The organism is Halorubrum saccharovorum DSM 1137, from assembly GCF_000337915.1.
Taxonomy (GTDB): Archaea; Halobacteriota; Halobacteria; order Halobacteriales; family Haloferacaceae; genus Halorubrum; species Halorubrum saccharovorum.
Genome location: NZ_AOJE01000010.1, coordinates 52,292 through 78,323, shown reverse-complemented (window position 1 = coordinate 78,323; position 26,032 = coordinate 52,292). Strand labels below are relative to the sequence as shown.

The 26,032-nt window shown below is 67.1% G+C and carries 30 protein-coding genes, 1 tRNA gene and 2 pseudogenes; 24 read left to right on the top strand and 9 right to left on the bottom strand.

What is annotated here, in order from left to right; genetic code table 11:
- The first annotated feature begins 161 nt into the window (after positions 1-161).
- The gene (gene udk / locus C471_RS02155; RefSeq protein ID WP_004046318.1) at positions 162-857 is read left to right on the top strand and encodes a uridine kinase; all 696 of its coding nucleotides are present in this window, start codon (positions 162-164) and stop codon (positions 855-857) included.
- Between the two features lie 401 nt (positions 858-1,258).
- Here udk and C471_RS02150 read toward each other — a convergent pair whose 3' ends face one another.
- Positions 1,259-2,635 (bottom strand): DEAD/DEAH box helicase family protein, encoded by a 1,377-nt coding sequence (locus C471_RS02150; RefSeq protein ID WP_004046317.1) that lies wholly within the window; start codon positions 2,633-2,635, stop codon positions 1,259-1,261.
- 49 nt (positions 2,636-2,684) lie between these two features.
- On the opposite strand from C471_RS02150, the gene C471_RS02145 reads away from it, so the two are divergent.
- The 3 genes from C471_RS02145 (at position 2,685) to C471_RS02135 (ending at position 5,517) form a co-directional block, all read left to right on the top strand.
- Positions 2,685-3,686 carry an alpha/beta hydrolase gene (locus C471_RS02145; protein ID WP_004046316.1) on the top strand — a complete coding sequence of 334 codons (1,002 nt, stop codon included), beginning with the start codon at positions 2,685-2,687 and terminating at the stop codon, positions 3,684-3,686.
- A 125-nt stretch (positions 3,687-3,811) separates the two neighbouring features.
- Complete coding sequence (locus C471_RS02140) at positions 3,812-4,183, top strand: hypothetical protein (RefSeq protein WP_004046315.1); 372 nt, start codon at positions 3,812-3,814, stop codon at positions 4,181-4,183.
- A 128-nt stretch (positions 4,184-4,311) separates the two neighbouring features.
- Complete coding sequence (locus C471_RS02135) at positions 4,312-5,517, top strand: inorganic phosphate transporter (protein WP_004046314.1); 1,206 nt, start codon at positions 4,312-4,314, stop codon at positions 5,515-5,517.
- A gap of 21 nt (positions 5,518-5,538) precedes the next feature.
- On the opposite strand, the gene C471_RS02130 is transcribed toward C471_RS02135, so the two are convergent.
- Both C471_RS02130 and C471_RS02125 read right to left on the bottom strand, forming a co-directional pair.
- Positions 5,539-5,970, bottom strand: a complete 432-nt coding sequence (locus tag C471_RS02130; protein ID WP_004046313.1) for a universal stress protein — start codon at positions 5,968-5,970, stop codon at positions 5,539-5,541.
- 65 nt (positions 5,971-6,035) lie between these two features.
- Positions 6,036-6,485 carry a universal stress protein gene (locus C471_RS02125; RefSeq protein ID WP_004046312.1) on the bottom strand — a complete coding sequence of 150 codons (450 nt, stop codon included), beginning with the start codon at positions 6,483-6,485 and terminating at the stop codon, positions 6,036-6,038.
- An 81-nt stretch (positions 6,486-6,566) separates the two neighbouring features.
- On the opposite strand from C471_RS02125, the gene C471_RS02120 reads away from it, so the two are divergent.
- Both C471_RS02120 and C471_RS02115 read left to right on the top strand, forming a co-directional pair.
- The gene (locus tag C471_RS02120) at positions 6,567-8,195 is read left to right on the top strand and encodes an amidohydrolase (RefSeq protein ID WP_004046311.1); all 1,629 of its coding nucleotides are present in this window, start codon (positions 6,567-6,569) and stop codon (positions 8,193-8,195) included.
- A gap of 110 nt (positions 8,196-8,305) precedes the next feature.
- Entirely contained in the window at positions 8,306-8,557 is a 252-nt protein-coding gene (locus C471_RS02115; protein WP_004046310.1) for a hypothetical protein, read from the top strand.
- 33 nt (positions 8,558-8,590) lie between these two features.
- Here the strand turns inward: C471_RS02115 and speB are convergent, their stop codons facing one another.
- The 4 genes from speB to C471_RS02095 form a co-directional block, all read right to left on the bottom strand.
- Positions 8,591-9,421 carry an agmatinase gene (speB, locus tag C471_RS02110; RefSeq protein ID WP_004046309.1) on the bottom strand — a complete coding sequence of 277 codons (831 nt, stop codon included), beginning with the start codon at positions 9,419-9,421 and terminating at the stop codon, positions 8,591-8,593.
- A 9-nt stretch (positions 9,422-9,430) separates the two neighbouring features.
- Entirely contained in the window at positions 9,431-9,808 is a 378-nt protein-coding gene (locus C471_RS02105; protein WP_004046308.1) for a translation initiation factor IF-5A, read from the bottom strand.
- 102 nt (positions 9,809-9,910) lie between these two features.
- Positions 9,911-10,183 carry a hypothetical protein gene (locus C471_RS02100; RefSeq protein ID WP_004046307.1) on the bottom strand — a complete coding sequence of 91 codons (273 nt, stop codon included), beginning with the start codon at positions 10,181-10,183 and terminating at the stop codon, positions 9,911-9,913.
- Between the two features lies 1 nt (position 10,184).
- Positions 10,185-11,345 carry an aminotransferase class I/II-fold pyridoxal phosphate-dependent enzyme gene (locus C471_RS02095; protein ID WP_004046306.1) on the bottom strand — a complete coding sequence of 387 codons (1,161 nt, stop codon included), beginning with the start codon at positions 11,343-11,345 and terminating at the stop codon, positions 10,185-10,187.
- A 153-nt stretch (positions 11,346-11,498) separates the two neighbouring features.
- Here C471_RS02095 and C471_RS02090 point away from each other — a divergent pair, with 153 nt between their 5' ends.
- From C471_RS02090 to pyrF, 5 genes are all read left to right on the top strand, one after another.
- A complete protein-coding gene (locus tag C471_RS02090) occupies positions 11,499-12,518 on the top strand; it encodes an AI-2E family transporter (RefSeq protein ID WP_004046303.1) in 1,020 nt (339 codons plus the stop codon).
- A 210-nt stretch (positions 12,519-12,728) separates the two neighbouring features.
- Entirely contained in the window at positions 12,729-14,081 is a 1,353-nt protein-coding gene (locus C471_RS02085; RefSeq protein ID WP_004046301.1) for a M14 family zinc carboxypeptidase, read from the top strand.
- A 90-nt stretch (positions 14,082-14,171) separates the two neighbouring features.
- Positions 14,172-14,957, top strand: coding sequence for a hypothetical protein (locus tag C471_RS02080; RefSeq protein WP_004046299.1), 786 nt, complete (start codon positions 14,172-14,174; stop codon positions 14,955-14,957).
- Positions 14,915-15,724 carry a class I SAM-dependent methyltransferase gene (locus C471_RS02075; protein ID WP_004046297.1) on the top strand — a complete coding sequence of 270 codons (810 nt, stop codon included), beginning with the start codon at positions 14,915-14,917 and terminating at the stop codon, positions 15,722-15,724. Before C471_RS02080 ends, C471_RS02075 begins: the two co-directional genes overlap by 43 nt.
- Before the next feature lie 55 nt (positions 15,725-15,779).
- Positions 15,780-16,610, top strand: a complete 831-nt coding sequence (pyrF, locus tag C471_RS02070) for an orotidine-5'-phosphate decarboxylase (protein ID WP_004046295.1) — start codon at positions 15,780-15,782, stop codon at positions 16,608-16,610.
- Positions 16,611-16,646: 36 nt separating this feature from the next.
- Here the strand turns inward: pyrF and C471_RS17565 are convergent, their stop codons facing one another.
- A complete protein-coding gene (locus C471_RS17565; protein ID WP_169332421.1) occupies positions 16,647-16,790 on the bottom strand; it encodes a hypothetical protein in 144 nt (47 codons plus the stop codon).
- 50 nt (positions 16,791-16,840) lie between these two features.
- Between C471_RS17565 and trmY the strand changes: the two genes are divergently transcribed.
- The 3 genes from trmY (at position 16,841) to C471_RS02055 (ending at position 18,099) form a co-directional block, all read left to right on the top strand.
- Positions 16,841-17,482, top strand: coding sequence for a tRNA (pseudouridine(54)-N(1))-methyltransferase TrmY (gene trmY, locus C471_RS02065; RefSeq protein WP_004046294.1), 642 nt, complete (start codon positions 16,841-16,843; stop codon positions 17,480-17,482).
- On the top strand, positions 17,463-17,933 hold the full coding sequence (locus C471_RS02060; RefSeq protein WP_004046292.1) for a CHY zinc finger protein: 471 nt from the start codon (positions 17,463-17,465) through the stop codon (positions 17,931-17,933). Before trmY ends, C471_RS02060 begins: the two co-directional genes overlap by 20 nt.
- Before the next feature lie 93 nt (positions 17,934-18,026).
- Positions 18,027-18,099 (top strand) — tRNA-Pro (locus tag C471_RS02055).
- Positions 18,100-18,694: 595 nt separating this feature from the next.
- On the opposite strand, the gene C471_RS02045 is transcribed toward C471_RS02055, so the two are convergent.
- Positions 18,695-19,363 carry an O-methyltransferase gene (locus C471_RS02045; protein WP_049908921.1) on the bottom strand — a complete coding sequence of 223 codons (669 nt, stop codon included), beginning with the start codon at positions 19,361-19,363 and terminating at the stop codon, positions 18,695-18,697.
- Positions 19,364-19,458: 95 nt separating this feature from the next.
- Between C471_RS02045 and C471_RS16160 the strand changes: the two are divergent.
- The 10 genes and pseudogenes from C471_RS16160 to C471_RS02010 all read left to right on the top strand — a co-directional run.
- Positions 19,459-19,721 (top strand): annotated as a pseudogene (locus C471_RS16160) (tyrosine-type recombinase/integrase); the annotation flags it as partial.
- Between the two features lie 134 nt (positions 19,722-19,855).
- Positions 19,856-20,167: a hypothetical protein gene (locus tag C471_RS16155; RefSeq protein WP_080505520.1), complete on the top strand. Its 312-nt coding sequence runs from the start codon at positions 19,856-19,858 to the stop codon at positions 20,165-20,167.
- A 113-nt stretch (positions 20,168-20,280) separates the two neighbouring features.
- Positions 20,281-20,583: a toxin-antitoxin system TumE family protein gene (locus C471_RS02040; protein ID WP_004046285.1), complete on the top strand. Its 303-nt coding sequence runs from the start codon at positions 20,281-20,283 to the stop codon at positions 20,581-20,583.
- Positions 20,576-21,037: an HVO_A0114 family putative DNA-binding protein gene (locus tag C471_RS02035; RefSeq protein WP_004046283.1), complete on the top strand. Its 462-nt coding sequence runs from the start codon at positions 20,576-20,578 to the stop codon at positions 21,035-21,037. Before C471_RS02040 ends, C471_RS02035 begins: the two co-directional genes overlap by 8 nt.
- A 134-nt stretch (positions 21,038-21,171) precedes the next feature.
- Entirely contained in the window at positions 21,172-21,711 is a 540-nt protein-coding gene (locus C471_RS02030; RefSeq protein WP_004046281.1) for a hypothetical protein, read from the top strand.
- A gap of 5 nt (positions 21,712-21,716) precedes the next feature.
- Positions 21,717-22,325: a hypothetical protein gene (locus C471_RS02025; protein ID WP_004046279.1), complete on the top strand. Its 609-nt coding sequence runs from the start codon at positions 21,717-21,719 to the stop codon at positions 22,323-22,325.
- Between the two features lie 202 nt (positions 22,326-22,527).
- A complete protein-coding gene (locus tag C471_RS16150) occupies positions 22,528-24,369 on the top strand; it encodes an amidase (protein WP_080505519.1) in 1,842 nt (613 codons plus the stop codon).
- A gap of 42 nt (positions 24,370-24,411) precedes the next feature.
- A pseudogene (locus C471_RS18300) lies at positions 24,412-24,651 on the top strand (restriction endonuclease); the annotation flags it as partial.
- A gap of 133 nt (positions 24,652-24,784) precedes the next feature.
- Positions 24,785-24,997: a hypothetical protein gene (locus C471_RS17930; protein WP_239638600.1), complete on the top strand. Its 213-nt coding sequence runs from the start codon at positions 24,785-24,787 to the stop codon at positions 24,995-24,997.
- Between the two features lie 317 nt (positions 24,998-25,314).
- Entirely contained in the window at positions 25,315-26,016 is a 702-nt protein-coding gene (locus C471_RS02010; RefSeq protein WP_004046270.1) for a TVP38/TMEM64 family protein, read from the top strand.
- The last annotated feature ends 16 nt before the right edge of the window (positions 26,017-26,032 follow it).

Genomic DNA, 26,032 nt, shown 5'->3' with positions numbered 1-26,032 from the left:
ATACGTATTCCGGGCGTAGACTGCCGATCGGCGGGGAAACCGCGTGAGGCGGGGCGGAACGGGTATGCTTCTCGGGACGGGGACGTTTTTAGCGATCGCGAGCGCGTCGAGGACGGCGACGAAAAGGAGCCTTCAAACCCTCCGACGCCCGAGTCGGGGGCATGACCATTCCCTCGTTCGTGATCGGGATCGCGGGGGGGACCGGCGCGGGGAAGACGACCGTCTCACGGCTCGTCACCCGCGACCTCGGCGACAGCGTCACCCGCATCCCGCTGGACAACTACTACGAGGACCTCTCGCACCTCGACTTCGAAGAGCGCCAGTCGGTCAACTACGATCACCCCTCGGCGTTCGAGTGGGAACTCCTCAGAGAGCACCTCGAAGCGCTGCTGGAGGGCCAATCCGTCGAGATGCCCCAGTACGACTTCGAGATCCACAACCGGAAGGAGGAGCGCGTTACGGTCGATCCCACCGACGTCATCGTGCTCGAAGGGATCTTAGCGCTGTACGACGAGGAGATAAACGACATGATGGACCTCCGGCTGTTCGTCGAGACCGACGCCGACGTGCGGATCCTTCGCCGAATCCGCCGTGACGTGATCGACCGCGGCCGCGACCTGGAGGGCGTCATCGACCAGTACCTCTCGACGGTGAAACCGATGCACGAGCAGTTCATCGAGCCCTCGAAGAAACACGCCGACCTGATCATCCCGGAGGGCGCCAACAGCGTCGCGGTGAACCTCCTCGAAGAGAAGCTCCGCGCCGAGGTCGACGGCGACGCCGTCCGGAGCTGGGAGCGCGGGAGCTTGGAGGAGGAGCTCGGCGAGAAGCGCTCGCTCGACATGGACGGCGACTGAACGAATTCGACGGTTGCGTTGGATCGGCGGGGTACGCTTCCGAAGGCCCAGGTGCTCGCTTATAAGTGGTTACTGACAGCGAATCGGCGGTGACCACCTCCAAAGCCCCAGCCGTGAGGCTGCCCTTTTGAGTCCCACCCGACCGCACCGCCGGAAGACGGTCGCCTCGCTTCGCTCGGCGCTGCGACTTCCGTGCTCCCGCTCGCTATCGCTCGCGGGAACGCAACCGCAGCCTCACACCTCCCCAGCCTCGTCGCTGGCGGCTGCCGCCGCCAGCGACTCCCTCGCGCGTGCGACTCGCGGCCTACGGCCGCTCGTCGGCACGCGCCACCGTACCGATTTATACGTAATCGTCGCGGCCGCTCGGACTGAATTAAATATCCTCCCTCGGATGGTCCCGCTCAACGCCGGCGGCTCGCGACCCGCTCCTCGGCGGTCTCCGCGCTGACGACCTCGTAGAGGGTCGCCCGACCGTCGTCGTCCTTGGGTCGGAGCACCCGCCCGAGCCGCTGGGTGAACTCCCGCTCGCTGCCCGACCCGGAGAGCACGACCGCGACGTTCGCGTCGGGCACGTCGACACCCTCGTCGAGGACGTTGGCGGCGACGACCCGACCGTAGGTCCCATCGCGGAAGCGCTCCAGTATCTCGCGGCGCTCCTTCGCGCCCGTCTCGGCCGTGATCGCCGGCAGCAGGAACCGCTCGGAGAGCCGGTAGACGAGGTCGGTGTGCGCGGTGAAGACGATCACCCGGTCGTCGCGGTGACGGTCGAGGATCGCTTCGAGCCGATCGACCTTCCGGCTCGCGTTCATCATGATCTCGCGGGCGTCCTGCTTCGCGAGGAGCGCCTCGCGGGCGGCCGGGTCGTTGCCCGACCGCTTGACCAGTTCCCGGTAGTCGCTCCCGCTCGTGAACGTGATCCCCGCGTCGCGGACGTACTCGACGAAGGTGCCTTGCTTCGCGTCGTAGCGCTCGCGCTCGTCGGGTGTCAGCTCCACCTCGATCCGGCGGATGTCGTAGGGCGCGAGGTGATCGCCGGCCAGGTCGTCCGCGTCGAGGGCGTACACGCGGTCGCCGATCAGCTCCGCGACCGCCTCGTGGGCGCCGTCGGGGCGCTCGAAGGTGGCCGTGAGCCCGAGCCGCGCGGGCGCCGCGAGCAGTCGCGCCACGTTTCGGTACCCCTCGCCGCCGAGGTGGTGGACCTCGTCGAAGACGACGAACTCGAAGGCGTCGCCGACATCCTCGACCTTGAGATACGCCGAGTCGTACGTCGACACCGTGATCGCCTCGCGGCGCTGCTCGCCGCCCCCGAACCGACCGATCGGAACGTCGAACTCCGCCTCCAGCTCCCGCTGCCACTGATCGAGGAGGTCGACCGTGGGAACCACTACGAGCGTCGGCACGCCCAACTCGACCATCGCCCGGATCGCGATCACCGTCTTGCCGGCCCCGGTCGGGAGTTCGAGCACCCCGCGGTCGCCGGCGTCGCGCCACGCGTCGAGCGCCTCGCGCTGGTACTCCCGGAGGTCGTAGTCGGTCGAGAGACCGCCGGCGAGTCCCGCGTCCGCCCCCGCGCGGTCGCTCGCGTCCAGCACGTGGTCCTCGACGGTCACCCCGGCGACCTCAAGGGCCCGGCGGATCGCGGCGTAGCGGTGGGCCGGCGCGCGGCCGGTCCCCGACCGCGGATCGCTCTCGACGCCGGGGAGCGGGGGGAGCGACTCCGGCGCGCCGCCGGCGGCGACCCGGATCGTCCCGTCCTCGTAGGTCAGCCGGACGTCCATCGGCGGACGTTGCCGACCGACTTACAAAGGGGCACCGCCTCCGTCCGCCATGCGCGCGGACGAACTCGACCCCGAGATCGCCGCCGTCGTCGACGAGATCGCGGCGCTCGGGCTCCCGGAGTGGCACGAACTCTCGGTCGACGCCGCGAGACGCGTCGAGGACGAGGTGTTCTCCGGCAACCCCGAACCGCCCGTCGCCGACGTGCGAGACCTCGCGTTCGACGGTCCGCACGGCGAGGTGCCGGTGCGTGTGTACCGCCCCGAGGCCGCCCTCGACGCCTCGGCCGGCGGCGGAGCGCGTGACGAGAGCGACGGCGCCGGCGGCGCCCGCACCCTCGTTCACTTCCACGGCGGCGGGTGGACCCTCGGCACGCTCGACTCGATCGACGGCCCGTGCCGCGAGTTGGCGAGCCGAGCGGACGCCGTCGTCGTCTCGGTCGACTACCGGCTCGCCCCGGAGCACCCCTTCCCCGCCGCGGTCGACGAGGCGGCCGCGGCCGTCGAGTGGGTCGCGCGCAACGCGACGGCGTTCGGCGGAGACCCCGACAGGGTCGGCGTCTCCGGCACCAGCGCCGGGGCGACGCTCGCGCTCGCGTCTGCCCTCCACGCCCGCGAGTTCGGACCCGAGTCGCCCGGCGTCGACTCCGTCGACATCGCCGGCCAGTTCCTGCTCTATCCGATCGCGGGCCACGACTTCGAGACCGACTCGTACCGCGAGAACGCCGACGGCCCCCTCCTCACCCGCGCCAACATGCGGTGGTTCTTCGACCGGTACCTCCGGAGCCCGGTCGACGCGCATAACCCCTTCGCCGTGCCGCTCCGCGCCGGCGACCTCGGTGACCTCCCCCCGGCGACGGTCGTCACCGCCGGGTTCGATCCCCTTCGGGACGACGGCGTCGCACTCGCGGAGCGGTTCGAAAGCGAGGGGACCCCGGTCGAACACCGCCACTACCCGGCGATGGCACACGGGTTCTGTAGCCTCGCCGACCGCGTCGACGACGCGGAGGCGGCGCTGTCGGCGGTCGCCGGCGACGTGCGGGAGCGGCTGTAGGGCGGGAGGGGACTGGAGGGCGGGAGCGGCTGTAGGGCGGGAGGGGACTGGAGGCCGGGAGAGCCGGCGAGCGATTCCGATCCCCCGCCGACGGCCCCAAGTGGCTCGCCCCGAAACGGAGGCCCATGAGCCTCATCGGATCGGCCGTCACGTTCGCAATCGGCCTGCTCGTCGGCGGGCTGGCCATCTTCATCGCCGCGGCGGTCGTGACCGGCACGCGCGACTACGGCCACGCCGTGTTCACGGCGCTCGTCGGCGCGATCGTGTGGGGGCTCACCGCCTTCTTCCTCTCGTGGGTCCCGCTGATCGGCGAGTTCCTCCCGCTTCTCGCGTGGGTCTGGGTCATCCGGGCGCGCTACGGGGCCTCGTGGGTCCACGCGGGGATCATCGGGTTCGTCGCGTGGGCGTCGGCGGTGCTGGTGCTGGCGGTGCTCCCGTTCGCGGGCGTCACCGACGCGGTCGGGGTGCCCTTCGTCCGGACGCTCGGCGCGATCTGATCGGTCGCGTGCGGCGGGAACACCGACCTGCTACTGCCGCCGTGGACTCACGCGGGGGAACGTTTAATCACGGCCTCCGCCGAAGTGGGTGACATGGCTCGAACCGCCGTCAGTGGGGGACGGTGAGCGTGGCGGGATCTGTCTTCTGGGTGCTCGTCGCGCTGGCGACGCTCACCAGCCTCGCCACGGCGTGGGCGCTCGGCGCCAACAGCAACTCGCCGCCCTTCGCCCCCGCGATCGGCGCCAACGCCATCTCGACGATGCGGGCGGCCTTCCTCATCGGTATCCTCGCCGCGCTCGGTGCGCTCACGCAGGGCGGAGCGATCTCCGAGACGGTCGGGGCGGGGCTCATCGACGGCGTCCAGATAACGTCGCTGGCGGCGACGGCGGGGCTGCTGACCGCGACCGGGTTCATGGCCTTCGGCGTCTACAGCGGCTACCCGGTCCCGGCGGCGTTCGCGACGACCGGAGCGATGGTCGGCGTCGGGCTCTCGCTCGGCGGCGACCCCGCCATCGACACCTACCGCCGCATCGCGCTGTTCTGGGCGCTCGTTCCCCCCGTTTCGGGTGGGCTCGCCTATCTCACCGCCACGATCCTCCGGCGCGACGACATCCCGGAGACGGTCGGCGTCCCGCTGCTCGCGGCGGTCGTCGGCGGCATCATCGCCAACGTGCGACTGGGCGTCATCCCCTCGCCGCCCGACGCGAGCCAGAGCTCCGTCGCGGGGTTCCTCGCGCGACGGGTCGAGACGCCGACCGTCGCCGACGTCGACCCCGTGGTGGTGCTCGTGACGCTGGCGGCCGCCGCGGCGTGGTTCTACCTGATTCGCCGGCGGACCCAGGCGTCGGTAGAGGGGGGTATCCGGACGTTCCTCATCGTCCTCGGGAGCGTCGTCGCCTTCTCCAGCGGCGGGAGCCAGGTCGGACTGGCGACCGGCCCACTCGAGAACCTCTACGGGGTCGAACTCGGGCTCCCCAGTATCGTCCTGCTCGCGCTCGGCGCGACCGGTATTCTCGCGGGCGCCTGGATGGGAGCGCCCAAACTACTCCAGGCGACCTCCCGCGAATACGCGCAGTTGGGAGTCAGACGCTCCATCGCCGCGCTGGTTCCCGGGTTCATCATCGCGCAGCTGGCCATCGCGCTCGGGATCCCGATCTCGTTCAACAACATCATCATCTCCGGCGTCATCGGCGGCGGACTCGCCGGGGGGTCGGCCGGTGTCTCCCGTCGGAAAATCGGCGTCACTCTCGCGTTCTGGCTCATCACGCTCGTCGCTTCGATCGCGATCGGATTCGGGCTCTACAAGGCCTTCGCCGCGGTTCTCGGCGGATGAAGTGGACCGTGTCTGGGTGAATCAGCGAACGACGGTCACGGTCACCGGTGCCTCGCCGACGACGCTCGTCGCCACGGTTCCGAGCAGTCGCCGAGCGATACTCCCTCGCTCGCCCCCGTGTCCCCCCATGACGACGTGGTCGACGTCGTGGGCGTCGACGTATTCGAGGATGGTCTCGGCCGGGTCGCCGGTCTCCACCACCGTTTCGATCTCGCGGTCGATCTCGGTGGCCCGTGACCTCGCCTGACTGATGACGCGGGCCGCCCGGTCACGTGCGTCCTGGCGGCGCTCCTCGCCGGATTCGAGAATCCCTCCCTCGCTCATTCCCGCGTCGAGCGGCGTCACGACGTTGAGGACCGTCACCCGACAGTCGAAGAGTTCGAGCGCCTGCGTGAGTGCGTCGTCCGCCAGCGGCGATCCGTCGAGCGGGACGAGGACGTGCGATGGCGCCATACCCGATCGTAGACCCCCTCACACAAGTCGATAGTGATCGTCTGGCACACGTGGGGGTGACGGCGTCACCCAGAGACCGTCGTCTTTACGATGCTCACGGGCGCGGTCGACTGCCGCGAGACGCGCTCGGTGACCGAGCCGAGCATCCGGCGGTAGTCTCCCGACCGGGTCTTCGAGCCCATCACGGTCAGGTCGATGTCCGCGTCGTCGATGTACTCGAGGATCGCCTCGTGGGGGACGCCGTACACCAGCTCGGTCTCCGTGTCGACGCCGGCGTCCGCGGCGTGCGAGGCCACCTCGTCGAGCGCCTCGCGGCCGCGCTCCTCCAGCGTCTCTTCGGCGCCCTCAGAGCCGTCGACGAACTCGTCGCCGGAGTAGGCGTTGACCACGTCGCTGTCGACGACGTAGAGCACGTGGAGGGTCGCGCCGTAGCGTTCGGCGGCGTCTATCGCGTGGTCTATCGCGCGGTCGACGCCCTTGCTGCCGTCCGTGGGGAGCAGTATCCGGTCGTACATACGCGAGGGTTCGTCCCGTCACCGAATAAATCGGTCGCCGTTTCCCGAACGGTTAACACGCTCCCACCCCCGGTCTCGCCCATGACCGACGCCGCGGACCGACTGTTCGTAAACGGAGAGGTACACACGCTCGCGGCCCCCGATCTGACCCACGAGGCCGTCGCCGTCCGGGACGGCGAAATCGCTCGCCTCGGCCGGAGCCACGAGGTGCGGTTCCTCGAAGGGGTCGACACCGAGGTGATCGACCTCGACGGGCGCGTGCTCCTCCCCGGGTTCATCGACGCGCACACCCACCTGACGACGGTCGGACGCTACCTCGTCCACGCCGACCTCTCCGTCGCCGACTCGCCGGACGAGGCGATCGATCTGCTCGCTGAGCGGGCGGCGGAGGTGGAAGACCGGGACTCGGAGGCGGCGGAGGTCGAGAACCGGGACTCGGAGGCGTCCGACGACGAGTCCGGCGATCCCGCGACCGACTGGGTCCTCGGCTACGGCTACGACGAGTCGGCGTGGGACGAGGACCGCTACCTGACCCGCGCGGACCTCGACCGCGTCTCGACGGAGCGACCGGTCGCGGCGTTCCGCGAGGACATGCACGTCGCAGCGGTCAACGGGGTCGTCCTCGACCGGTTCGCGGACGAACTGGCGAGCGCCCCCGACGAGACGGTGCCGACCCACGCCGCCGGCGAGCCGACGGGCGTGCTCTTGGAGAGCGCGATCGACCCGGTCTACGAGGCGGTCGAGCCGGGCGCGGAAGCAACTCGCAGCCTCGTCACGGCCGCGCTCGACGACTGCGCCGCGAAGGGGGTCACGGGCTTTCACGACATGGTTCGGGGCTCGCACGCCCCGCGCGTCTACCGCGACCTCGACGCCGCCGGCGAGCTGACCGCTCGCGTTCGGATCAACTACTGGAGCGATCACCTCGACGCGCTGCGGGAGGTCGGCCTGTCCACGAACGCCGGGAGCGACGCGGTCGAGACGGGCGCGATCAAGTCGTACACCGACGGGAGCTTCGGCGGGCGGACCGCGCGGATCTCGGAGCCGTACGCCGACGCCCCCGACGAGACCGGTCAGTGGGTCGTCGACCCGGACGAGCTGGCGGCGACGGTCGCGGACGCGACCGCGGCGGGCTATCAGTTCACCGCTCACGCCATCGGCGACGAGGCGGTCGACGCCGTCCTCGACGCCTACGAGGAGGCCTCCGAGGCCGACCCCGGCGAGGCTCGTCACCGGATCGAACACGTCGAACTCGCCGACGAGGCGGCGATCGAGCGGCTCGCGGAGACGGGCGTCGTCGCCAGCGTCCAGCCGAACTTCCTCAAGTGGGCGGGCGACGGCGGGCTCTACGAGGCGCGGCTCGGACCGGAGCGCACCGCCGCGACGAACCGCTACCGCGACATGCTCGACGCGGGCGTCCGCCTCGCGTTCGGCTCCGACGGGATGCCCATGGACCCCTTACTCGGCGTGCACCACGCCGTCAACGCCCCCGTCGAGGCGCAGCGGCTCACGGTGACCGAGGCCCTGCGCGCGTACACCCGGGGCGCGGCGTACGCGGGCTTCGACGAGGACCGGCTCGGCACGGTCGAGCCCGGCAAGCGCGCCGACTTCGCCGTCCTCGACGCCTCGCCGTGGGAGGAGTCGGCGGCGATCCGGGAGATCGAGGTGTCGATGACGGTCGTCGACGGCGACGTGGTGTACGACGGGCGGTGAGGGCGGCTCCCGACGGGTGTCGACCGGCACCCGTCCGGCGTCTCCCCGAGAACATCGCAAGCGCTGCCAGAAGAGCGTGTTTATTAATCATGTAGGATGTACGCGGAGGTATGGCCGAGATCGCCATCGAGTACGCCGCCGGCAGTCGCCTCCGGTCCGAGGCGGAGACCGCTCGACGCCTGATCGACTCCTACCTCGGCGACCGCCCCGACGTCGACCGAGTCACTCTCGCGCCTTCCAGCGAGTCCGTGTTCTGCGTCAGCGTCGAGGGCGACCGCATCTGGTGTACGGATCCCCGCGAGTGGATCGACGCCGTAGAAGCGGTGACCGCGGCCCGGCGACGGCTCTCGGAGCTGTCGTAAATCCCGACGCGATCAGCGTACAGGCCGACGCGATCAGTCGTCCCGGGCGGCTGCGTGCGACCGTGCGAACTCCCGGAGGAGCTTTCCCGCCAGCGCCGCCGCCTGCCCGTCGTCGCGGTCGTTAACCTCGACGACGTCGAACCCGTCCGCGGCGGGCGCGACCGCGCGGACGAGGTCGCGTACCTCCCGCGGATCGAGCCCGAACGGCTCTTTCGTTCCCGTTCCCGGCGCGAATCCGGGGTCGAGCCCGTCGATGTCGACCGAGCAGTACACCGACTCGCCTTCGAAGGCGGCCGCGTCGATCCCGTCGACCCACGCCCGGGCGTCCTCGGGCGGGACGACGGTCACGTCGGCGGCGGCTGCGCGGTCCCACTCTTCCTCCGAGCCGGTGCGCGCGCCGACGATCACGACGCGGTCGACGCCGAGGTCGTCGAGGGCGCGCCGGGTGACGCAGGCGTGGCTCAGCGGGTTCCCGTCGTAGGCGTCGCGCAGGTCGAGGTGAGCGTCGCAGACGACGAGCACGTCGGGGTCGACCGCTTCGACGCCGGCGTGCGTGACGGTGTGTTCGCCGCCGACGAGGAGGGGGACGGCGTCGTCGTAGGTGACGCTTCGAAGCTCGGCGGCGAGGTGGTCGAGGTACTCCTCCACGTCGTCCCACGGGCGCACGTCGCCGGCGTCACAGACGCCGAGCGCTGAGAAGTCGCTGTCCGTTCTGCGGTCGTAGTCGTCGTAGGTCTCGGCGAAGCGCCGGACCCGGTCCGGTCCGAACCGGGTGCCCGGCTGAAAGGTGGTCGTGGCGTCTAAGGGAGCGCCGACGACCACGTACGAAGCAGCCTCGCGGTCCGCCGTCGCTCCCGGAAACATCGACCTCGATTACCCGACGACCTTTCGCTGGCCCTCGTACTCCAGGTACTCGATGTTGTCGTCGGAGTTGAAGTCCTCCCCCTCGGGGATGCGCATGGTGAACGTCTCGTAGGTGTCCAGATCCATGACCTGCGCGTCGTTCCCGGAGACGGAGACGACCTGGCCCTGCTTCCGCTGGATGATCGGGACCCAGACCTTCGCGTCGACCGGCTGCGAGAGCGAGCGCTTCTTGTCGTCGAAGACGCCTTTGCCCTCGACGCGCGCCTTCGCGCTCCCGTGTTTCCCGGGTTTGGCTGTGCTGTAGTGGTTGATCTTGCAGGGCGAGCTGTCCATCATGACGTAGCTTCCCTCCTGCAGTTCGCGAACCTGCTTCTGCTCTCGCGGCATAAGCGCTACTTCCGGAGGCGCGGGTATAAACGGTTTGGAACGCCGTCGCGGGGGATCGGGAGACGGGATCGGCGGGCCGGAGCCGCTTCGGCCGTGAGCCGATCAGGGATCCATCTCGTCGACGTACTCGTCCTCGTCGGCGTTCCCGTCCGGCGGGACGAACTGCCCGGTGAGGAGGTAGCTGGCGACGAAGAGACCGATAAAGCCGACGCCGACCGCGGCGGTCGTCCGGACCACGAACGGGAAGTCGATCCACCAGAGCGCGCGGTCGGCGATCATCATCACGACGGCCGCGGCGAACAGCGCCTTCTGCTCGTCGGTCGGGTCGCGGACGAAGCCGACCACGTCCTCCTTGATGTCGCTGAAGAACCCCATCTCAGGCACCCCCTTCCGCGTCGGCGACGCTCGCGTTCTCGCCCTGGATGACGCGGCTCACGCGGTCGAGCCCCTCTTCGAGCTCCTCGGTCGGGAGCCCGAACCCGATCCGGAACCGGTCCGGGAAGCCGAACAGCCCGCCGGGCGCGAGCACGACGCTCTCCTCCTCGACGACGGCCCGACAGAACGCCTCGCCGTCGTCGAATCCGTCAGGAACCGTGACGAACCCGTTGACGCCGACGGGGTCGTACCAGTCGAGGCCGTGGCGGTCGAGCCAGTCGGCGACGAGCGCGCGGTTCGTCTCCGCCAGCTCGCGGTTCTCTTCCAGGATGTTCGGCTCGCGTCGACCGAGCGCCTGCTTCGCGACGTGTTGCCCGAACAGGCTCGGCGAGATGGTGGTGTAATCCTTCCAGCGCCACGCGCGCTCGACGACCGCCTCGGGGCCGGCGATCCAGCCGAACCGAAGCCCGGCGAGGCCGTACGCCTTCGTGAGGCTCGTCGTCGAAATGCCGTGAGACCCGAAGCTCGCGACCGGCGGCTGCGGCTCCTCGGCCAGCAGGCGGTACACCTCGTCGGCGAGGAGGTACGCGTCGCGATCGACCGCCACGTCGTAGACCGCCCGCATCGCCGCCTCGTCGTGGTATCGGCCGGTGGGGTTGTTCGGGTTGTTCACGACGATCACGGCGGTGTCGTCGCGGGCGGCGTCGGCGATCGCGTCCGGGTCCAGCTTCCACTCCGGCGGCTCCAGCTCGACGCGGGTGACCTCACCGAACGCGTCGGGGACCGCGTGGAGGGCCTGATACGTGGGCGTGACGACCACCGCGTGGGTTCCGGAGCCGACTCCGGCGGTCGGGCCCTCCGCGTCGTCCTCGCTCCCGTCGACGGCGCTCTCGTCGCCGAGCAGCGAGAGGAACGTCAGGAAGTTCGCCTCCTGCGTCCCGCAGGTGAAGAGCACTTCGTCGGCGCTCCGGCCGTATCGGTCGCCGACTGCGGCCCGGAAGTCGGGGTCCCCGTTCGTCGGGATGACGTAGTCGAGTTTCCCCGGGTCGAGGTCGAACCGACTCGCGTCGAGCGACCGGATGCCGCTTTCGGCCAACATGATGTCGGCCTCGTGTTCGTACTCCGCGAACCAGCGTTCGAGGCCGAACGGGTCGATGCGCATACCGGACGTGGGAGTGGCGCGAGGTTAGGTGCTACGGTCCCCAGTGGCGGCCTCGGAAGGAGAGACCCGGAACGCGGCGGTCGACACCGCCGTCGCGACCGCTCAGAACACCACCACCGCAACGACTTTTGCCGGGGGATGTGAGGCCGGCCTATGGTCCTCAACCGAGGGCGGCTGCTGGGCGCGCTGTTCGTGGCGTTGGCCGCGCTCGCGGCGGTCGTGCTGGCGGAAGTGCTCCGGACCGTCGTCTTCGCGGTCACCGTCGCGTACGTCCTGTACCCCGTTCGTCAGTGGCTCGTCGAACGGGGGCTGTCCCGACGGATCGCGTGCGTCACCACCACCGCCGTCGCCTTCGTCGCCGCCGTGCTCCTCGTGGTTCCGCTGCTCTACGTGCTGTATCGGCGGCGGGCGGAGCTGATCGAGATTCTCGGGCAGATACCCGACATCGTCCCGATCAGCGTGGGCGGGTTCGAGCTGGTCATCGAGACGGTGCCGTACGTGGCGGCCGCCGAGGTGTGGCTCCGGCAGGTCGCGATCGCGATCGCGGCCGCGGCGCCGCGGCTCGTCTTGGAACTCGTCGTCTTCACGTTCCTCGTGTACGGGCTCTTCTACCGGCCGAGAGCGGTCGGAACGGCCGTCTTCGGCGTGGTCCCGGCCGAGTATCACGACATCCCGACGCGACTCCACGAGCGGACGCGGGAGACGCTGTACTCGATCTACGTCCTGCAGGCGGCGACGGCGGCGGGGACGTTCGTGCTCGCGTTGGCGCTGTTCGCGCTCCTCGGGTACGATTCGCCGGTCCTGTTGGCCATCATCGCCGGTGTCCTCCAGTTCATCCCCGTCGTCGGGCCGAGCGTGCTCGTCGTGTCGATGGCCGCGGGCGACCTCCTCGTCGGGGAGACCGGGCGGGCGGTCGCCGTGTTAGCGCTGGGTCTCGTCGTCGTCTCCTTCGTTCCCGACGCGGTGATCCGGACGCAGCTCGCCGACTGGGCCGGCAGGATCTCCCCGGGGCTGTACTTCGTCGGGTTCGTCGGCGGGATCCTCACGCTCGGCGCGGTCGGGCTCATCGTCGGTCCCCTCGTCGTGTCGCTGCTGCTCGAAGTGATCGACATGCTCTCCGAGCGCGACGCGCCACCGGATCGACTCGGGGAAGCCGGGGAGTCGACGGAGTGACTGACCTCGCGCTCTCGGGTCGGAGCCAGACCGTCTGACGCGCTAACGGCGCGTTCGCCGGGCTCTCCCTCAGACGCTGGGCACGCCGCGACGTGCGGCGGAACGGTGAGCGTGTCGGGGTTCGATAGGGGATAAATAGCCCCTCAGAAGCATAAGCTCAGAAAGATATTAATACGATAAATTAAACAATTTCTGTTGGGTGTTATCAGCATGCACAGACGGCAGTTCCTTCGGACCGGTATCGCCGCGGTGAGCCTCGCGGGACTCGGATCCACGGTGAGCGGACAGTCGGGCGGTCGCGACTACCGACCGGGTGGCCCGTGGGCGCCGAACGAGCGCGCGATCAACTACAACGCGTACCTCGACAACGAGGAGCTCGGCAAGCGACTTCAGAAGATCGACCGGCGGAGCGACCGCATGGAACTGGACCAGATCGGTGCCTCGGCCGGCCGCGGAGACCCGATCTGGGAGGTCACGATCGGCGACGGCGACGAGAGCCTCCACCTCATCAACCAGATCCACGGGGACGAACCCTCGGGCGCCGAGGCCGTCGTGAAGATCCTCAACCGGCTGGCAACGGGCGGCTCGCGGCAGGTCGAGGAGATCCTCGACAACCTCACGATCACGATCGTCCCGCGAGTCAACCCCGACGGCGCCAACTTCGTCGGCGACGACGGGCTCGGCACCGACGGCGAGCTCCGACAGCGCCGGTACAACATCAACGCGTGGGAGGAGGGCGACTCGCGGTACCTCAACGCGCAGTCGTACTACTCCGGCGACGTGCCGGGGTACGACCTGAATCGCGGGTTCAGTATCCTCCCCGGCTTCGAGCCGGGCGACGAGGACGAGGACTGGTGGTCCGTTCTCGACGATTTCCCGGAGTTCGGATACCTGAACGTCCCGGTCGAAGACATCTCGCTCGACGTGCGCGACCCGAGCGGCGAGAACCCGTACGACGAGCTGTTCGGCGTCGGGCTCAACCTCAACCCCGAGACCCAGGCAGTGACCGAGTCGTTCCTCGACGCCGACCCCGACTGGGCGATCACGCACCACCACCAGGGCGCGAACGTGGTTCCGGAGTCCCCAGACAAGGGTAACGGCCCGCAGTGGCAGTCGATCATGAGCGTGATGGCGCCGTTCGGCCCGAGATACGCCGGCCTCGAGGGCGTCGACTACGCCGGTTACGTCGGAAGCGGAAACCCGTACCTCTCGGAGGACGCCCAGCGGCGCTCGCTGCAGCTCAACCAGCTCGTCAACGAGCGCGCCCAGCAGTTCGGCAAGGGCAAGTTCAACACGCTCACCCGGTACGGGTACGGGCCGCTGTGGGGGTCGTACCTCGACGCGCTGTGTCCCCGGACCGACGCCGCCGGGATGCTCTACGAGGTGTCTCACCAGAGCGACGAGCGCGGCCACAAGGCGATCGGGACGACGGTCAAGATCACCGTCGAGGGATTCATGGCGACCTTCGAGCGGATCGCCGACGGCTCGATCAGCGAGGTCGACGAGCTGGACTACTTCGACATGCCGCTGGCCCAAGGCATCGACAGCCCGTTCGATCGGTGAACCGCCGCGACACCGACGGGTCGCGGACGCCGAGAGCGCCCTCATCTCGGCGACCTGCAGATTCAAGGGCCTTACCCACCACGTGAAATCATGGCAGGACCGGACCCCGCCGAACTCCGGCGGGTCGTCGACGCGTTCCCCGCTGCGCGGGTCGTCGACGGGGCGGACCGCGTCGACGGGGCGGACCGCGTTGACGACCTCCTCGACGGGACGTACGGCAGGCTGATCCGCGAGTGGTATCCGGCGCTCGTGGCGGTTACCGAGGCGTTCGCCGACGGCGACGCCCTCCGCGAGGAGGTGCTCGCGCACGTCGAGTCGGTGCCGTCGTTTCGGCTCGCGGACGGCGCGGCGCCCCTCCCCGACCGCCGGCGGGCGCTCGCGGAGGCCGACGCGCTGCTCGACGAGGTGACCGAGATCGCCGGCTGGTACGCGACCCTCCGGTCGCTCGTCGACGACGACCCGGACGACCTGACCCGCGTCGAGCGACTGCTCCACGGGTTCGGCTACGCCCTCGCGCACGGGCTCTTCCTCGGCGCGTCGTCGCCGAAGCGCGTCGTCCGGCGGCTCCGGCTGGCGTATCGGTCGGTCGGCGTCGACATCGACGAGACCGAGAGCGAGGCCGGCGCCGAGCGGACGACGTTCACCTGCCCGTACCGCGACGTGGGCGCGCGGATCTACGGCGACAAGTGGGTGTGCCACGAGAAGCTCGACCGCGTCGACGACGGCTACGTGACGTATCTCGGGGAGCGGGGGATCGACTACCAGCGACCGCGGGACTGCGACGGGAGCGAGCGGTGTTACTCCACCGTCGCGCGCGACGGCCCGGAGCTGTGGTGGCCGAAGACGCCTCCCGCGGCGGTCCGCGCCCGCTCGTGACCCGAGACCGTCGGCGTCCGCAGTCGCGCTCGGCGGCGTCGCGGTCGCGCTCGGAAGGTGGGTCGCGCTCCGGGGGTGAGTCGGACCCCGAACACGACGACGAACCCGCGGTCCACCGGATCCAGCGCGGGTACGCCGCGTGGGCACGAGTCTACGACTGGTTCGCGCGAGCGACCGCCTCGGTCGGGGGCGTCCGCGCGGGCGGCGTCCGGGCGCTCGACCTCGACCCCGGCGACACCGTCGTCGAGTTCGGGTGTGGCCCCGGCGTCAACTTCCCAGCGCTGCGCGAGGCAGTGGGGCCGACCGGTCGCGTCGTCGGCGTCGACCTCACCGGAGCGATGCTCGACCGAGCCCGCGCGCTCGTTGAGCGACGAGGGTGGGAGAACGTCGAGTTCGTTCGGGGCGACGCCACCGTGCCGCCGGTCCGCTCGGCCGACGCCGTCCTCGCGACGTTCGTCACGTCGCTGTTCCCGGACCCGTACGCGGTCGTGAGCGACTGGTGCGGCGTGGCCGACAGCGTCGTCGTGGCGGCGTTCGCACCGCGGGGGACCCGCCCTGCCAACGCCGCCCTCTCCGCGTTCGCCCGACTGAACGGCCGGCTGTTCGACGCGGGAGGTGGCGACCCGCTCGATCAGCTCGACGCCCGGACCGCCGCGGCGCATCGGGCGCTCGCCGACAACGCGGAGGCGGTGACTGAGGACCGGTACCTGTTCGGGACGATCGGGGTGTGCGCCGGGCATGGGTGCGCGAACGACCGCCGCGAGTGACGGACCGACCCGAACGGAACGCAACGTTTAGCGCGCCCCCGACCCCACACCGCCCATGGACTTCTTCGAGACGCTCGCGGACCGGATCGAGTCGACCGACAGCGTCGTCTCCGTCGGGCTCGATCCCGACCCGAGCCGGCTCCCCGCGTTCGTCGCCGACGCCGACCTGCCGCGATGGGCGTTCAACCGCCGAATTATCGACGCGACTCACGAGCACGCCGCCTGCTACAAGCCGAACGCCGCCTTCTACGAGGACGCCGACGGCTGGCGCGCGCTGGAGGAGACGATCGCGTACGCCCACGGAAAGGACGTACCGGTCCTCTTAGACGCCAAGCGCGCCGACATCGGCAACACGACCCGCCGCTACGCCGAGGCGCTCGACCGCGCCGACGCGATCACGGTGAACCCGTACCTCGGTCGCGACTCTCTCCAGCCGTTCCTCGACCGCGAGGCGAAGGGCGTGTTCGTCCTCTGTCGCACCTCGAACCCGGGCGGAAGCGACCTCCAGGACCTCGAACTCGCCTCCGGCGAGCCCCTCTACGAACGCGTCGCGGCGCTCGCGGACGTGTGGAACGGCAACGGCAACGTCGGCTTAGTCGTGGGGGCAACCGCGCCCGAGGAGTTGGCCGAGGTCCGCGAGATCGTCCCCGAGATCCCCTTCCTCGTCCCCGGCGTCGGCGCGCAGGGGGGCGACGCGGAGGCCGCGGTCGAGCACGGGCTCGCCGATCATCCCGATGCCGCCGTCGACGTGGGGCTCGTCAACTCCTCGCGCGGGATCATCTTCGCGGGCGAGGAGTCGAGCCGACCGGGCGACGAGGCGACGTACTTCGGCGCCGCGGGCGACGCCGCCAAGCGGCTCAAAAAGCGGCTGAATCGGTACCGATAGGCGAGGCGTCGCCGGCGCGGTGCCCCTCGACCTCACTCACTGCGTCCGCCCCTGCGCGCACGCCGTGCAGGCCCCGGCGGCGTCGCTCCAGTGGTCCTCACAGACCGCGCGACCGCAGTGCGGGCAGCCGTGGCGCGCCGGCGCCGCCTCGCAGATCTGACAGATCCCGGTGACGCTCATGGTCCCCCTCGGGTCGGGTCGCTTATGAGTGTCGGGGGCGACCCCCGCGTATGCGCCAGTTCGTCGTCATCGGCCGCGACGTGCCCACTGACCCGGACGCGATCTCGCTGTCGGACCTCCCCGGCGCGGGCCGGCTCGACCTCCTCTGTAGATGCGTCGCCGCCGGCGTCTTCCTCTCGCACGGGATCCGCGAGGCGGTTCGGGTCCACCTCGTCGCCGCCGACGAGTTCACGGTCACCTTCGACGCCGACAGCCTCCGACACCTCCACCCCGACGAGCGCAACGTCGCCGCGCGGATCCGGGACGCGATCGACGCGCGAGACGACGCGATCGGGCACATGCCCGCCGACGTCTCGCCCGGCGTCGAGCTCCGCCGGATGGGGCTGGAGGCGACCCTCGACCGGGTGCTCGACGACGGCGGTGGTTCCCCCCGCTCCGGCACGTCCGCGGGCGCAGACGGCCCGACCCTCGTCCAGCTCCACGAGGACGGCGACCCCCTCGTCGACGCCGCGCCCCCGACCGACCCCGTGTTCGTGCTCTCCGACCACAACGACTTTCCCCCCGCCGAGCGCGACCTGCTCGCGGACCGCGCCGACCGCCGCGTGCGGGTCGGCCCGAAGCGCCTCCACGCCGACCACACGATTTCCGTCGTCCATAACTGGATCGACACCGATGGATACGCCTCCTACTGACGACCGGCGCACGACGACCGCGCCCGCGACCGACGACCGGTTCTCCGTCCCGCTCCGGGGCGTCGCCGTGGACCCCGAGACCCGCTGCGCGCACTGGGACAGCGCCGTCGACGTGGTCGCGCTCCGGTTCGGCTGCTGTGAGACGTACTACCCCTGCGACGCGTGTCACGACGCCGCGACCGACCACGAGGCTGAACCGTGGCCACGCGACCGGTTCGACGAGGCGGCAGTGCTGTGCGGCGCCTGCGGCGCGACGCTCACCGCCCGCGAGTACCTCGACGGCGACAGCGAGGGACAGAGTCCCTCGGGCAACCGGGCTCCGCCCGATGACGGAGAGGCGCAACGCGCCGCTGGCAGTCGAGAGAGGCCCGACGACGACGCCTGCCCCCGCTGTGACGCCGCGTTCAACCCCGGTTGCCGGGCCCACCGCGACCGGTACTTCGAGGTCTGAGGCGAGCGTTCGGTGGGAGTCGCGCCGCGAGCGGCGTCCGATCGCCCCGGTTTTCGGAAAGGTTAAAAGAACGAACGGCCTTCCTGAGAATGCGGGCCGGTGGGGTAGCTTGGTATCCTTCGGCCTTCGGGTGGCCGTAACCACGATTCAAATTCGTGCCGGCCCACTTCTCCCGCATCCGTTTTGGAACCGACGAAACCGCAACACAGCGTCGGCTCCATCATCACAGCACCGTACCGCTGCGGTTGCTGTGAATCGCGTCGCATCCGTGAGTCCCCGTCTTCATGGGATTTCGTCTGGAGTCGGACACCTTTCGCGTGCGAATTATGATAAGCCCTCGCACTATTCGAGTGTAGAGATCGACGACGACGGCGTTTATTGTAGTAGCTCTTCGAATGGATATATCGATCAGTATCACGAAGACGCGCAAGACCTGTCCAGGCTCCGTCTCAAAATGCGCCACTTAGAGGAGGACTGGAAGGCGATCCACGATGGCTGGGACCATCGGGGAAACATTCAGTCCGTGGAAGATGACCAGATTCCACTACTCATCTCCACGCCTGCCGCTATCGAGGACACCACTGCGCACCTGATTTTAGCATACGTAGCCAATGGCGAACCCCGTTTCGGGGAACTTACTCGCTTGCGCGTGCGCCAGCTCTCCATCCCCCTACGGGATGGAGGGGAGATGAACCCCGATATCGTAGAACGCGCTCGGCTCACCAGTCTGGAACAATACCGGTGATAAGTCGGACCGGGTATCAGCGGACGCGGACCGAGGCGAACAGCCCCTCACCGACGGGGAGGACGGTCGTCTCGAAGTCGGGATCGGCTCGAACTCGCTCATAGTAGGCCATGATACCGGGCAGCGAGGAGTCCGTGTCCGGTTCCGTCCCGTCTTCGAGATACGCAACCACGTCGTCTGGATCCATCCCGGTCGAGTGGAGCACGTTGTCCGCGATGACGAGGCCACCCGGCGCGACCTTCTCTCGAACGGCCTCGAAGCCTTCGACGTAGCGATCGTTCTCGTGATCGAGAAGCACCATGTCGAAGGGGCCGTCGTAGCGCTCGACCGTCTCTAGGGCGTCGCCGTGTTCGAAGACTGCGCGGTCGTCGTAGCCGCCGCGTTCGAAGTATGTCCGAGCGGCGTCGAGCTCGTCCTCGTCGACCTCTGTGAGCACGATGGTTCCGTCGCTCCCCACGACCGGCGCGATCCAGTACGCGGAGTAGCCGTAGCCCGAGCCCAACTCGAAGACAGTGTCCACGTCCGCGAGGCGGGCCGCGAGGCGGAGTGTCGAACCGACCTCCGGACCGACGGTCGGGAATCCATCACGCTCGGCGCGCTCTTCCATCTCTTCGAGGACGGCGTCCCGGTCGGTCGACGCGAGCGAAAGCAGCCGATCGACCGACTCGGTGTGTAACATCGACATCAGCTGGTCCGTCACGAGCTCACCGTAAAGTTCGTTGCAAACCGGTAGGTTTGTTCACAACTAGCAATTAATAGGCGGTAGAAGGCGTTGGCGTGCTGTGGCCGTCGCGACAGGCTGACCGGATGTCGACCGAGTCGGAACGGAATGTCGTGTGAGACGCAGCTGTTACCGCCGCCGTGCGGCCGATGACCGTCGCCGGGCGAGAAGCTCGGAAGACGTGACGTCGCACACGCTCCGCCACAGCGTCGCCTATCGGATGCTGAACATCGAAGGAGGAAACACGTTCTACGACGTGCGGAACCGACTTCGACACGCGAGCATCCAGACGACCGAGCGGGTCTACGACCACATCGACCGGGCCTGGCCGGTATTCGCATCGAGATCCCCGCATATTTCGATAGACTGTGTTCTGAGACCGGCCGGTTCGTATTTTTGCCGCCTGCAGAGGATTCGAGCAACACACTCATAGTCCCAACATCTCAACTTCCAGACATGGATTGTCCGATTTGCGGTAGTACTGTGGGGGGCGCCACGGGTAACTATCCAAACCCCGTCTGCAACGACTGTGACGAGCAGGCTGTAGGTGATGACGGCGGGCCCGCGAAGTACGGCTTCGAATATCTTGACCGCGAACCAGATCGCGACGGCGGGATACAAATGGAACCAGAAACCGGGACCAACCCGGTATTCATCAACGGGCAAAAATGCTGGCGAAGATACCGATTCGGGGGATGGGTAACGATGAAAGATGAACACGACTGTGACACCCTCGAAGAATTCTACGAAAAACACGGAATGATGTGATCACAGTTTTGCCACACTGCTGACCATCTAGGTGTCCTCTCCCAACTGAATCAGAGCGACAAATTCGGAAGTAGACTTATGTTCTATGGGGACATAGGTTACAGTACAGCAGGATGCCGGAGCACCACCCGATCGAGTTGAACCGCGCCGTCCCCGGTGGACGCGTGGAGATATTCGCGATCCGTGACGAGGAGTATCCGGACGGGTGGTTCTACCGGTTTCAGTACTATCATCCCGAGACCGGCGAACTGCTCCGATACGACGACGCGCACGACGACGACGATCTCGGCTGGCATCACCGGCACGTTCGGTTCGGCGAAGACACAGAGATCGAGTTCCACGGGATCGCGGCGCACGTGGCTCGGTTCCTGAACGAGATCGCGACGCTGGCGGACACGGAGACCACCAATGACTGAATCCGACAACGACGGTTGGCCCGACAAGTACAGCGACCCTCGCGACCGGCCGCACCCCGGCGTGCTTCGCGTCACCGTCGAGTCGTTCGACGCAATGCGCGAGGACACGTTCGGCACGGTCGACGCGGCCGCTCAGGGGGAAGCGCAGCCCGCGGTGGTGTCGTTCGCGACGGTCGGCGAGCTGCGGAAGATCCTCACCGATCGGCGGATCGAACTGCTCCAGACGCTGATGGACACCGACGGCGCCGCGGAGAGCATCAGCGCGCTCGCGGAGGAGCTCGATCGGGACTACAGGACGGTCCACGACGATGTCACGCTTCTTTCGGACTACGGCATCGTCTTCATCGTCGAAGACGACGAGCGCTCGAAGCGGCCGTACCTCCCGTACGAACGCATCCGCCTCGATGTCGAACTCACCGTGAGCGACTCCGGTGAGGAGCGCGCGGCGGCGTGAGGCCCGGTTCTCTAGACGTCCGGTCACGACTCCCTCTCTGTCGGATGCTGATCGGCCGAGGATCCGAATAGCCCAACGACGTGACCCAGTAGCCTCCCTGTGGATTCTTACACCCGGCCGTCGACGACGGATCCATGTCTGACATTCGCTACTGCTACTTTCCACGGACTCATGCGCCGCCTGATTTTGTCGACGAGATCGTTGCCGGGTTTCGGGCAAACGAGGACGCGATCTCGACAGCTGAGGGCGACAACGGGCTAAAGAGCGACGACGTGCTCGATGTCGTTCGCGACGACCTGGAGGCGATCGGGTTCGAGATCGAGGAAGGCAAAGCGAACGACGAGAAGATCTTCCGACCGGTGTTGTTCGGCGAGAACGGCGAGGCGGACCTCCAGTACGAGGTTGACGGGTATCACGAGAGCAAGCGGTACGGACTGGAGGTAGAGGCGTCGCGAGCCGTGTTGGGGAACGCACTGTACCGAGACATAGTGCAAGCGGCGGTGATGGTCCAAGTGGACACGCTCGTGCTCGTGGTTCCGAACGTGTATCGGTACAACAGCGGCGGCCGAACGACTGAGAGCCGAGCGTACGAGAAGAGCAGCGACGTGATCGACACCGTGTATGCGTCGGGCCGGATCGAACTCCCCTTCGAGACGCTGCTGATCGGGTACTGAGGAACGTGACCAGCGAGAACGCGCTGACACGGTTGGCTGACGACCTCGCAACTGTCATCCCGACTGTCGATCGGAACACCGAGGGACAGTACGGAGACGGGATCGGCTCGGAGGACGAGACGCAGCAGGTGGAACTCCTCGTCGACGAGCTACGGCGCCACAGCGCGGCGTACGGTGACACCCGGTTGGAGGTCCCGTATCCCGATGGCTCCGAGAGTTGCGATCTCGTCCTCCCGGACGGGATCCCGGTCGAATGCAAGCTCCTCCGATACTGGCGGGCGAACGGCGATCCGGAGGACTCGATGCCGATGCGCGTGTTCAGCCCGTTTCACGAGCACACCCTGCTGAGCGACGCCCAGAAGCTCCACGAGTCCGGGTTCGATCGTGACGGGGGGTTGCTCGGGCTGTTCTACGAGCGATCGGACGACGACCCGGAAACCGTCGCGAATCTTCCCGAGCAGTATACGGCTGAACGGTTGGCCGACAAGACGGCTCGCGACATCGAGCACTGGTTCGATATCGACGTCGACGTGTGTGGGGTTGCGGAGTTCGACGGCCTGCAGCATCCGGTGCAGGCGCAAGGGGCGGCAATTACGTGGCAGATCGAGTCGTAGAAGGATATTCTACAGATACTATATATCCCATCATTTCTGCTCAAATATTTCTGATCCGCTCCTTATTCCTCGATAATCCCCTCGTATGAATAGATATTATAGATATTCCCTAATATTCATCCGGGAACATGTGTGGTCCTGTGCTAATAATATCAAATTTGTACAAAAGACTAATATAAACTAGAATCATCTGACGTTTTGTATGTCGAAGGGCAATTTGGAACAGGAAGATAGCAAAGATGAATCAAAATCCGTTCTTTCATCAATAAATAGACGGACGATCCTAGGTTCGATAGGTGTGATAGGCAGCGCAGGTCTGCTGCCAAATACAGCACTTGCAGATCCCCCTCGTGGTAAACCAGAAGGTCACCCGGGCAATAAACCGAAAAAACCGCCAGGAAAACCGGAGTTCGATCCAATCGAGGCGACGGCAGGTGAGCTTCGGAAACTGTACCGGACGAATCAGATATCGGTCCAGAGCGTTGTTGCACAGTATCTTGAGCGGATCCGGGAATTCGAGGATGAGCTTGGCGCGATCGTTCGAATTAACCCCCACGTCATGGACCGAGCTGAGGAACTGGACGAAGCGCTCGAATCGAACGAATTAGTCGGTCCACTTCACGGAATCCCGGTACTGCTAAAGGACAATCACGATACGGAAGACATTCCAACGACTGCTGGCTCGGTCTCACTTAAAGACTCGACGCCACCTGACGACGCCACGATCGTATCTTGGATACGTAATGCAGGCGGCATCGTCCTCGCCAAGACCAACCTCAGTGAGTTCGCGTTCTCCTACAACACTGTGAGTTCATTCGGAGGCGTGACGTACAACCCATACGAACTAACGCACTCCGCTGGCGGGTCGAGTGGCGGGACAGGGGCCGGTATTGCAGCAAACCTCGGTGTGCTCGGAACTGGATCTGATACCGGCGGCTCTGTTCGAGTACCTGCGGCAGCGAACAGTCTGGTGGGGCTTCGCCCCTCCACCGGCCTGATTAGTCGGGACGGAATCGTCCCGCTAGCGCTCACGGAGGATACCTCGGGACCGATGACTCGGTCAGTTAGAGACGCGGCACTGCTAACGGACGCGATGGTTGGCTACGATCCAGCAGATTCGGAGACCGCCGAAAGCGTCCGTCGAACACCCATCGATGATGAAGGGAGCTATACTGACTATCTCAACGAAGACGGTCTGGAGGGCGCTCGTATCGGCGTGTACCGGGACTGGGTCGGCCCGGACGACGACGAGGAAGACCCAGATACGATCGCAGACGCCAAAGCGGTCGAAACGGTGTTCAACGAGGCGCTAGACGATCTCAGGGAAGGGGGCGCCACAGTCGTCGACCCGGTTGACCCGCCCTCTTGGGACTTCATCAACGAAGCGAACGTCTCGTCGGGAGATGAGTTCAATCGTGATATCAACAGCTATCTCGACAGCCTGGATGATCAAGATCAGCCCGATACGCTGGAAGATATTGTCGACTCCGAACTGTTCGCTCCGGAGATCTGCTACATTCGGTCCCGAGAAGAGGTGGACGTCGATGCGCTTGACGAGAACGTCGACTATCTCTATGGGCTAAGCCGACGCGATGACCTACAGGAGTTCGTCCTCCAAACGATGGCCGAACACGATCTCGACGCGATCGTATACCCGACTCTCAAGCAAACTCCGCCCACGCTCGACACAAACGAATCGTGGGGTTCGAACGCTCAGTTGACGCCGGCGCTGGAGTTCCCGTCGATGACCGTGCCAGCTGGCTTTACAGCGGAAAGCGATCTACCGGTCGGGATCGAATTCTTCGCCCGGGAGTACCAGGAAGAGGTGCTGTTTGAACTCGGGTACGCGTATGAGCAGGTGAGCTCGAAGCGACGTTCGCCCGAGTCCTTTGGATCGGTCGAGCCGGAAGTCGAGGAGTGGACACCGGACGTGATCGAATCGTGGAACGAGAGTCAGCATAAAAATCGAACGGCGAAACGCTTAGGCTGTGACGAGGATCCGCCGGATCTGCGGACGATCGGAGACGGATCCGAATCCGGATAGTATCGCGGAAGGCCTGAACTGATCCAACTCGGTCAGGCCTTCGATCGCGAGTCCTCGAACACGGTCCTCATAGAGGCCACCACCCGCTACAAGCCCGACGACGAGGACGGGCACGAGACCGACCAGTGGGACTACACGGAGGCGGGGTACCTGCCGGCGTTCCGGATCACGGACCCCACTGAGTGGGAGGCAGACCTGATCGAGCACTTCATTCCGGTCGCCGTCGACGAGGCGATCGGGTTCGCGAACTTCCGAGAGACGGCGACGAAGACGAACTCGCTCGCGTCGTCAGCGAGTACGTCCGGGAGAATTGCTTCGACGTTCGGGACGATCACGGCCGTAAGCCGCTCATAGCGAGCGCGCAGGGACGGCCGACGGGAACCGGGTGTGGAGCTACGGCGCTACGCAGCCGTGCGTGGCCGGAGGCTGTCCGCACGACAAGGACCCGGACACCTGCGAGTGGACGCGGTACGTCCACCTGAGCAAGTGCCCGTCGTCGAGATCTCCCCATCCGATACGGACGGGGTCGATCACGTGGCAACTGAACCAGGAGATCCCGCCCGAGGTCGCGGAGCGGGTCGACGCGACGGTGAAGACGATCGAGAATCACTACGACTGGGCCTCGTAGGAGGACCGGTGGAAACGCTACCGAGACCGGATGGAACAGCGGCAGGAGTACGTCGATCAGCTGACGAAAAACGGAGACTCAGATCACGAACGCAACTGGGCAGAACGACACGGGAGAACAGTGCGAGCCGATCACGAACACGGTTAGATGACATCGTGCCTGCCCACTTCTCCCGCACTTTTGATCGACTAACGACGGTCTTCCGGGTGGCCGCACCCGTTCTCCCGAGTGACGAGAGGCGGAAACCAGACGTAGTCGTCCCCGACAACTGTTACTTTAACAAGCTTCAAGTCCACCGCTGGCCGGGTACAACACGAATGAGACTCTTCGCCTCGGCGTCGGACAGACGGCGGGGAATCCTCGCGCTCGTCGGCGTCGCCGTCGGGTTCGTCGCCCTCTACCTCTTCGTCCGCGAGTACGCGGGATTCATCACGAACGCCGAAGCGTTGCGGGTGTGGCTCCAGCAGTTCGGCGTCCTCGCCCCGCTCGTGTTCATCGCCATCCAGGCCCTCCAGGTCATCGTCGCACCGATCCCCGGACAGGTTGTCGCCCTCGTCGCGGGCTATCTCTTCGGCTCCTTTTGGGGCACCGTTTACAGCCTCACGGGCGTGCTGATCGGGAGCTCGATCGCCTTCTCGCTCGCGAAACGGTACGGTCGGTCGTTCGTCGAGGACGTGATTCACGAGGACGTGGTCGCCCGCTTCGACGGATTCGTCGACACGGTCGGGGTTCCGGGGCTGTTCGCGTTCGTGATCATCCCCGGTCTTCCGGACGACGCCATCTGCTTTCTGAGCGGGCTCACGAAGTGGAAGCTCCCCACCTTCATCGCCGTGATCAGCGTCGGTCGCCTGCCGGCGTACGTGTTCACCGTCTACGCCGGCGGCAGGATCGCCGACGGACAGTTCCTCTTAGCGTTCGCGCTCATCGCGGTCGTCGTCCTCGCGTCGATCGTCGGCTACTACAAGCAGGAAACGGTCAGAGACCTCGTCGCTCGTATCGAGCCGCGACTCCCCTTCTGAAGACTCGCCGCGTCGG

Coding starts and splice junctions, on each gene's coding strand:
- udk (WP_004046318.1), top strand. CDS start 162: ATGACCATTCCCTCGTTCGTGATCGGGATCGCGGGGGGGACCGGCGCG.
- C471_RS02150 (WP_004046317.1), bottom strand. CDS start 2,635: ATGGACGTCCGGCTGACCTACGAGGACGGGACGATCCGGGTCGCCGCC.
- C471_RS02145 (WP_004046316.1), top strand. CDS start 2,685: ATGCGCGCGGACGAACTCGACCCCGAGATCGCCGCCGTCGTCGACGAG.
- C471_RS02140 (WP_004046315.1), top strand. CDS start 3,812: ATGAGCCTCATCGGATCGGCCGTCACGTTCGCAATCGGCCTGCTCGTC.
- C471_RS02130 (WP_004046313.1), bottom strand. CDS start 5,970: ATGGCGCCATCGCACGTCCTCGTCCCGCTCGACGGATCGCCGCTGGCG.
- C471_RS02125 (WP_004046312.1), bottom strand. CDS start 6,485: ATGTACGACCGGATACTGCTCCCCACGGACGGCAGCAAGGGCGTCGAC.
- C471_RS02120 (WP_004046311.1), top strand. CDS start 6,567: ATGACCGACGCCGCGGACCGACTGTTCGTAAACGGAGAGGTACACACG.
- C471_RS02115 (WP_004046310.1), top strand. CDS start 8,306: ATGGCCGAGATCGCCATCGAGTACGCCGCCGGCAGTCGCCTCCGGTCC.
- speB (WP_004046309.1), bottom strand. CDS start 9,421: ATGTTTCCGGGAGCGACGGCGGACCGCGAGGCTGCTTCGTACGTGGTC.
- C471_RS02105 (WP_004046308.1), bottom strand. CDS start 9,808: ATGCCGCGAGAGCAGAAGCAGGTTCGCGAACTGCAGGAGGGAAGCTAC.
- C471_RS02100 (WP_004046307.1), bottom strand. CDS start 10,183: ATGGGGTTCTTCAGCGACATCAAGGAGGACGTGGTCGGCTTCGTCCGC.
- C471_RS02095 (WP_004046306.1), bottom strand. CDS start 11,345: ATGCGCATCGACCCGTTCGGCCTCGAACGCTGGTTCGCGGAGTACGAA.
- C471_RS02090 (WP_004046303.1), top strand. CDS start 11,499: ATGGTCCTCAACCGAGGGCGGCTGCTGGGCGCGCTGTTCGTGGCGTTG.
- C471_RS02085 (WP_004046301.1), top strand. CDS start 12,729: ATGCACAGACGGCAGTTCCTTCGGACCGGTATCGCCGCGGTGAGCCTC.
- C471_RS02080 (WP_004046299.1), top strand. CDS start 14,172: ATGGCAGGACCGGACCCCGCCGAACTCCGGCGGGTCGTCGACGCGTTC.
- pyrF (WP_004046295.1), top strand. CDS start 15,780: ATGGACTTCTTCGAGACGCTCGCGGACCGGATCGAGTCGACCGACAGC.
- C471_RS17565 (WP_169332421.1), bottom strand. CDS start 16,790: ATGAGCGTCACCGGGATCTGTCAGATCTGCGAGGCGGCGCCGGCGCGC.
- trmY (WP_004046294.1), top strand. CDS start 16,841: ATGCGCCAGTTCGTCGTCATCGGCCGCGACGTGCCCACTGACCCGGAC.
- C471_RS02060 (WP_004046292.1), top strand. CDS start 17,463: ATGGATACGCCTCCTACTGACGACCGGCGCACGACGACCGCGCCCGCG.
- C471_RS02045 (WP_049908921.1), bottom strand. CDS start 19,363: ATGTCGATGTTACACACCGAGTCGGTCGATCGGCTGCTTTCGCTCGCG.
- C471_RS16155 (WP_080505520.1), top strand. CDS start 19,856: ATGGATTGTCCGATTTGCGGTAGTACTGTGGGGGGCGCCACGGGTAAC.
- C471_RS02040 (WP_004046285.1), top strand. CDS start 20,281: ATGCCGGAGCACCACCCGATCGAGTTGAACCGCGCCGTCCCCGGTGGA.
- C471_RS02035 (WP_004046283.1), top strand. CDS start 20,576: ATGACTGAATCCGACAACGACGGTTGGCCCGACAAGTACAGCGACCCT.
- C471_RS02030 (WP_004046281.1), top strand. CDS start 21,172: ATGTCTGACATTCGCTACTGCTACTTTCCACGGACTCATGCGCCGCCT.
- C471_RS16150 (WP_080505519.1), top strand. CDS start 22,528: ATGTCGAAGGGCAATTTGGAACAGGAAGATAGCAAAGATGAATCAAAA.
- C471_RS02010 (WP_004046270.1), top strand. CDS start 25,315: ATGAGACTCTTCGCCTCGGCGTCGGACAGACGGCGGGGAATCCTCGCG.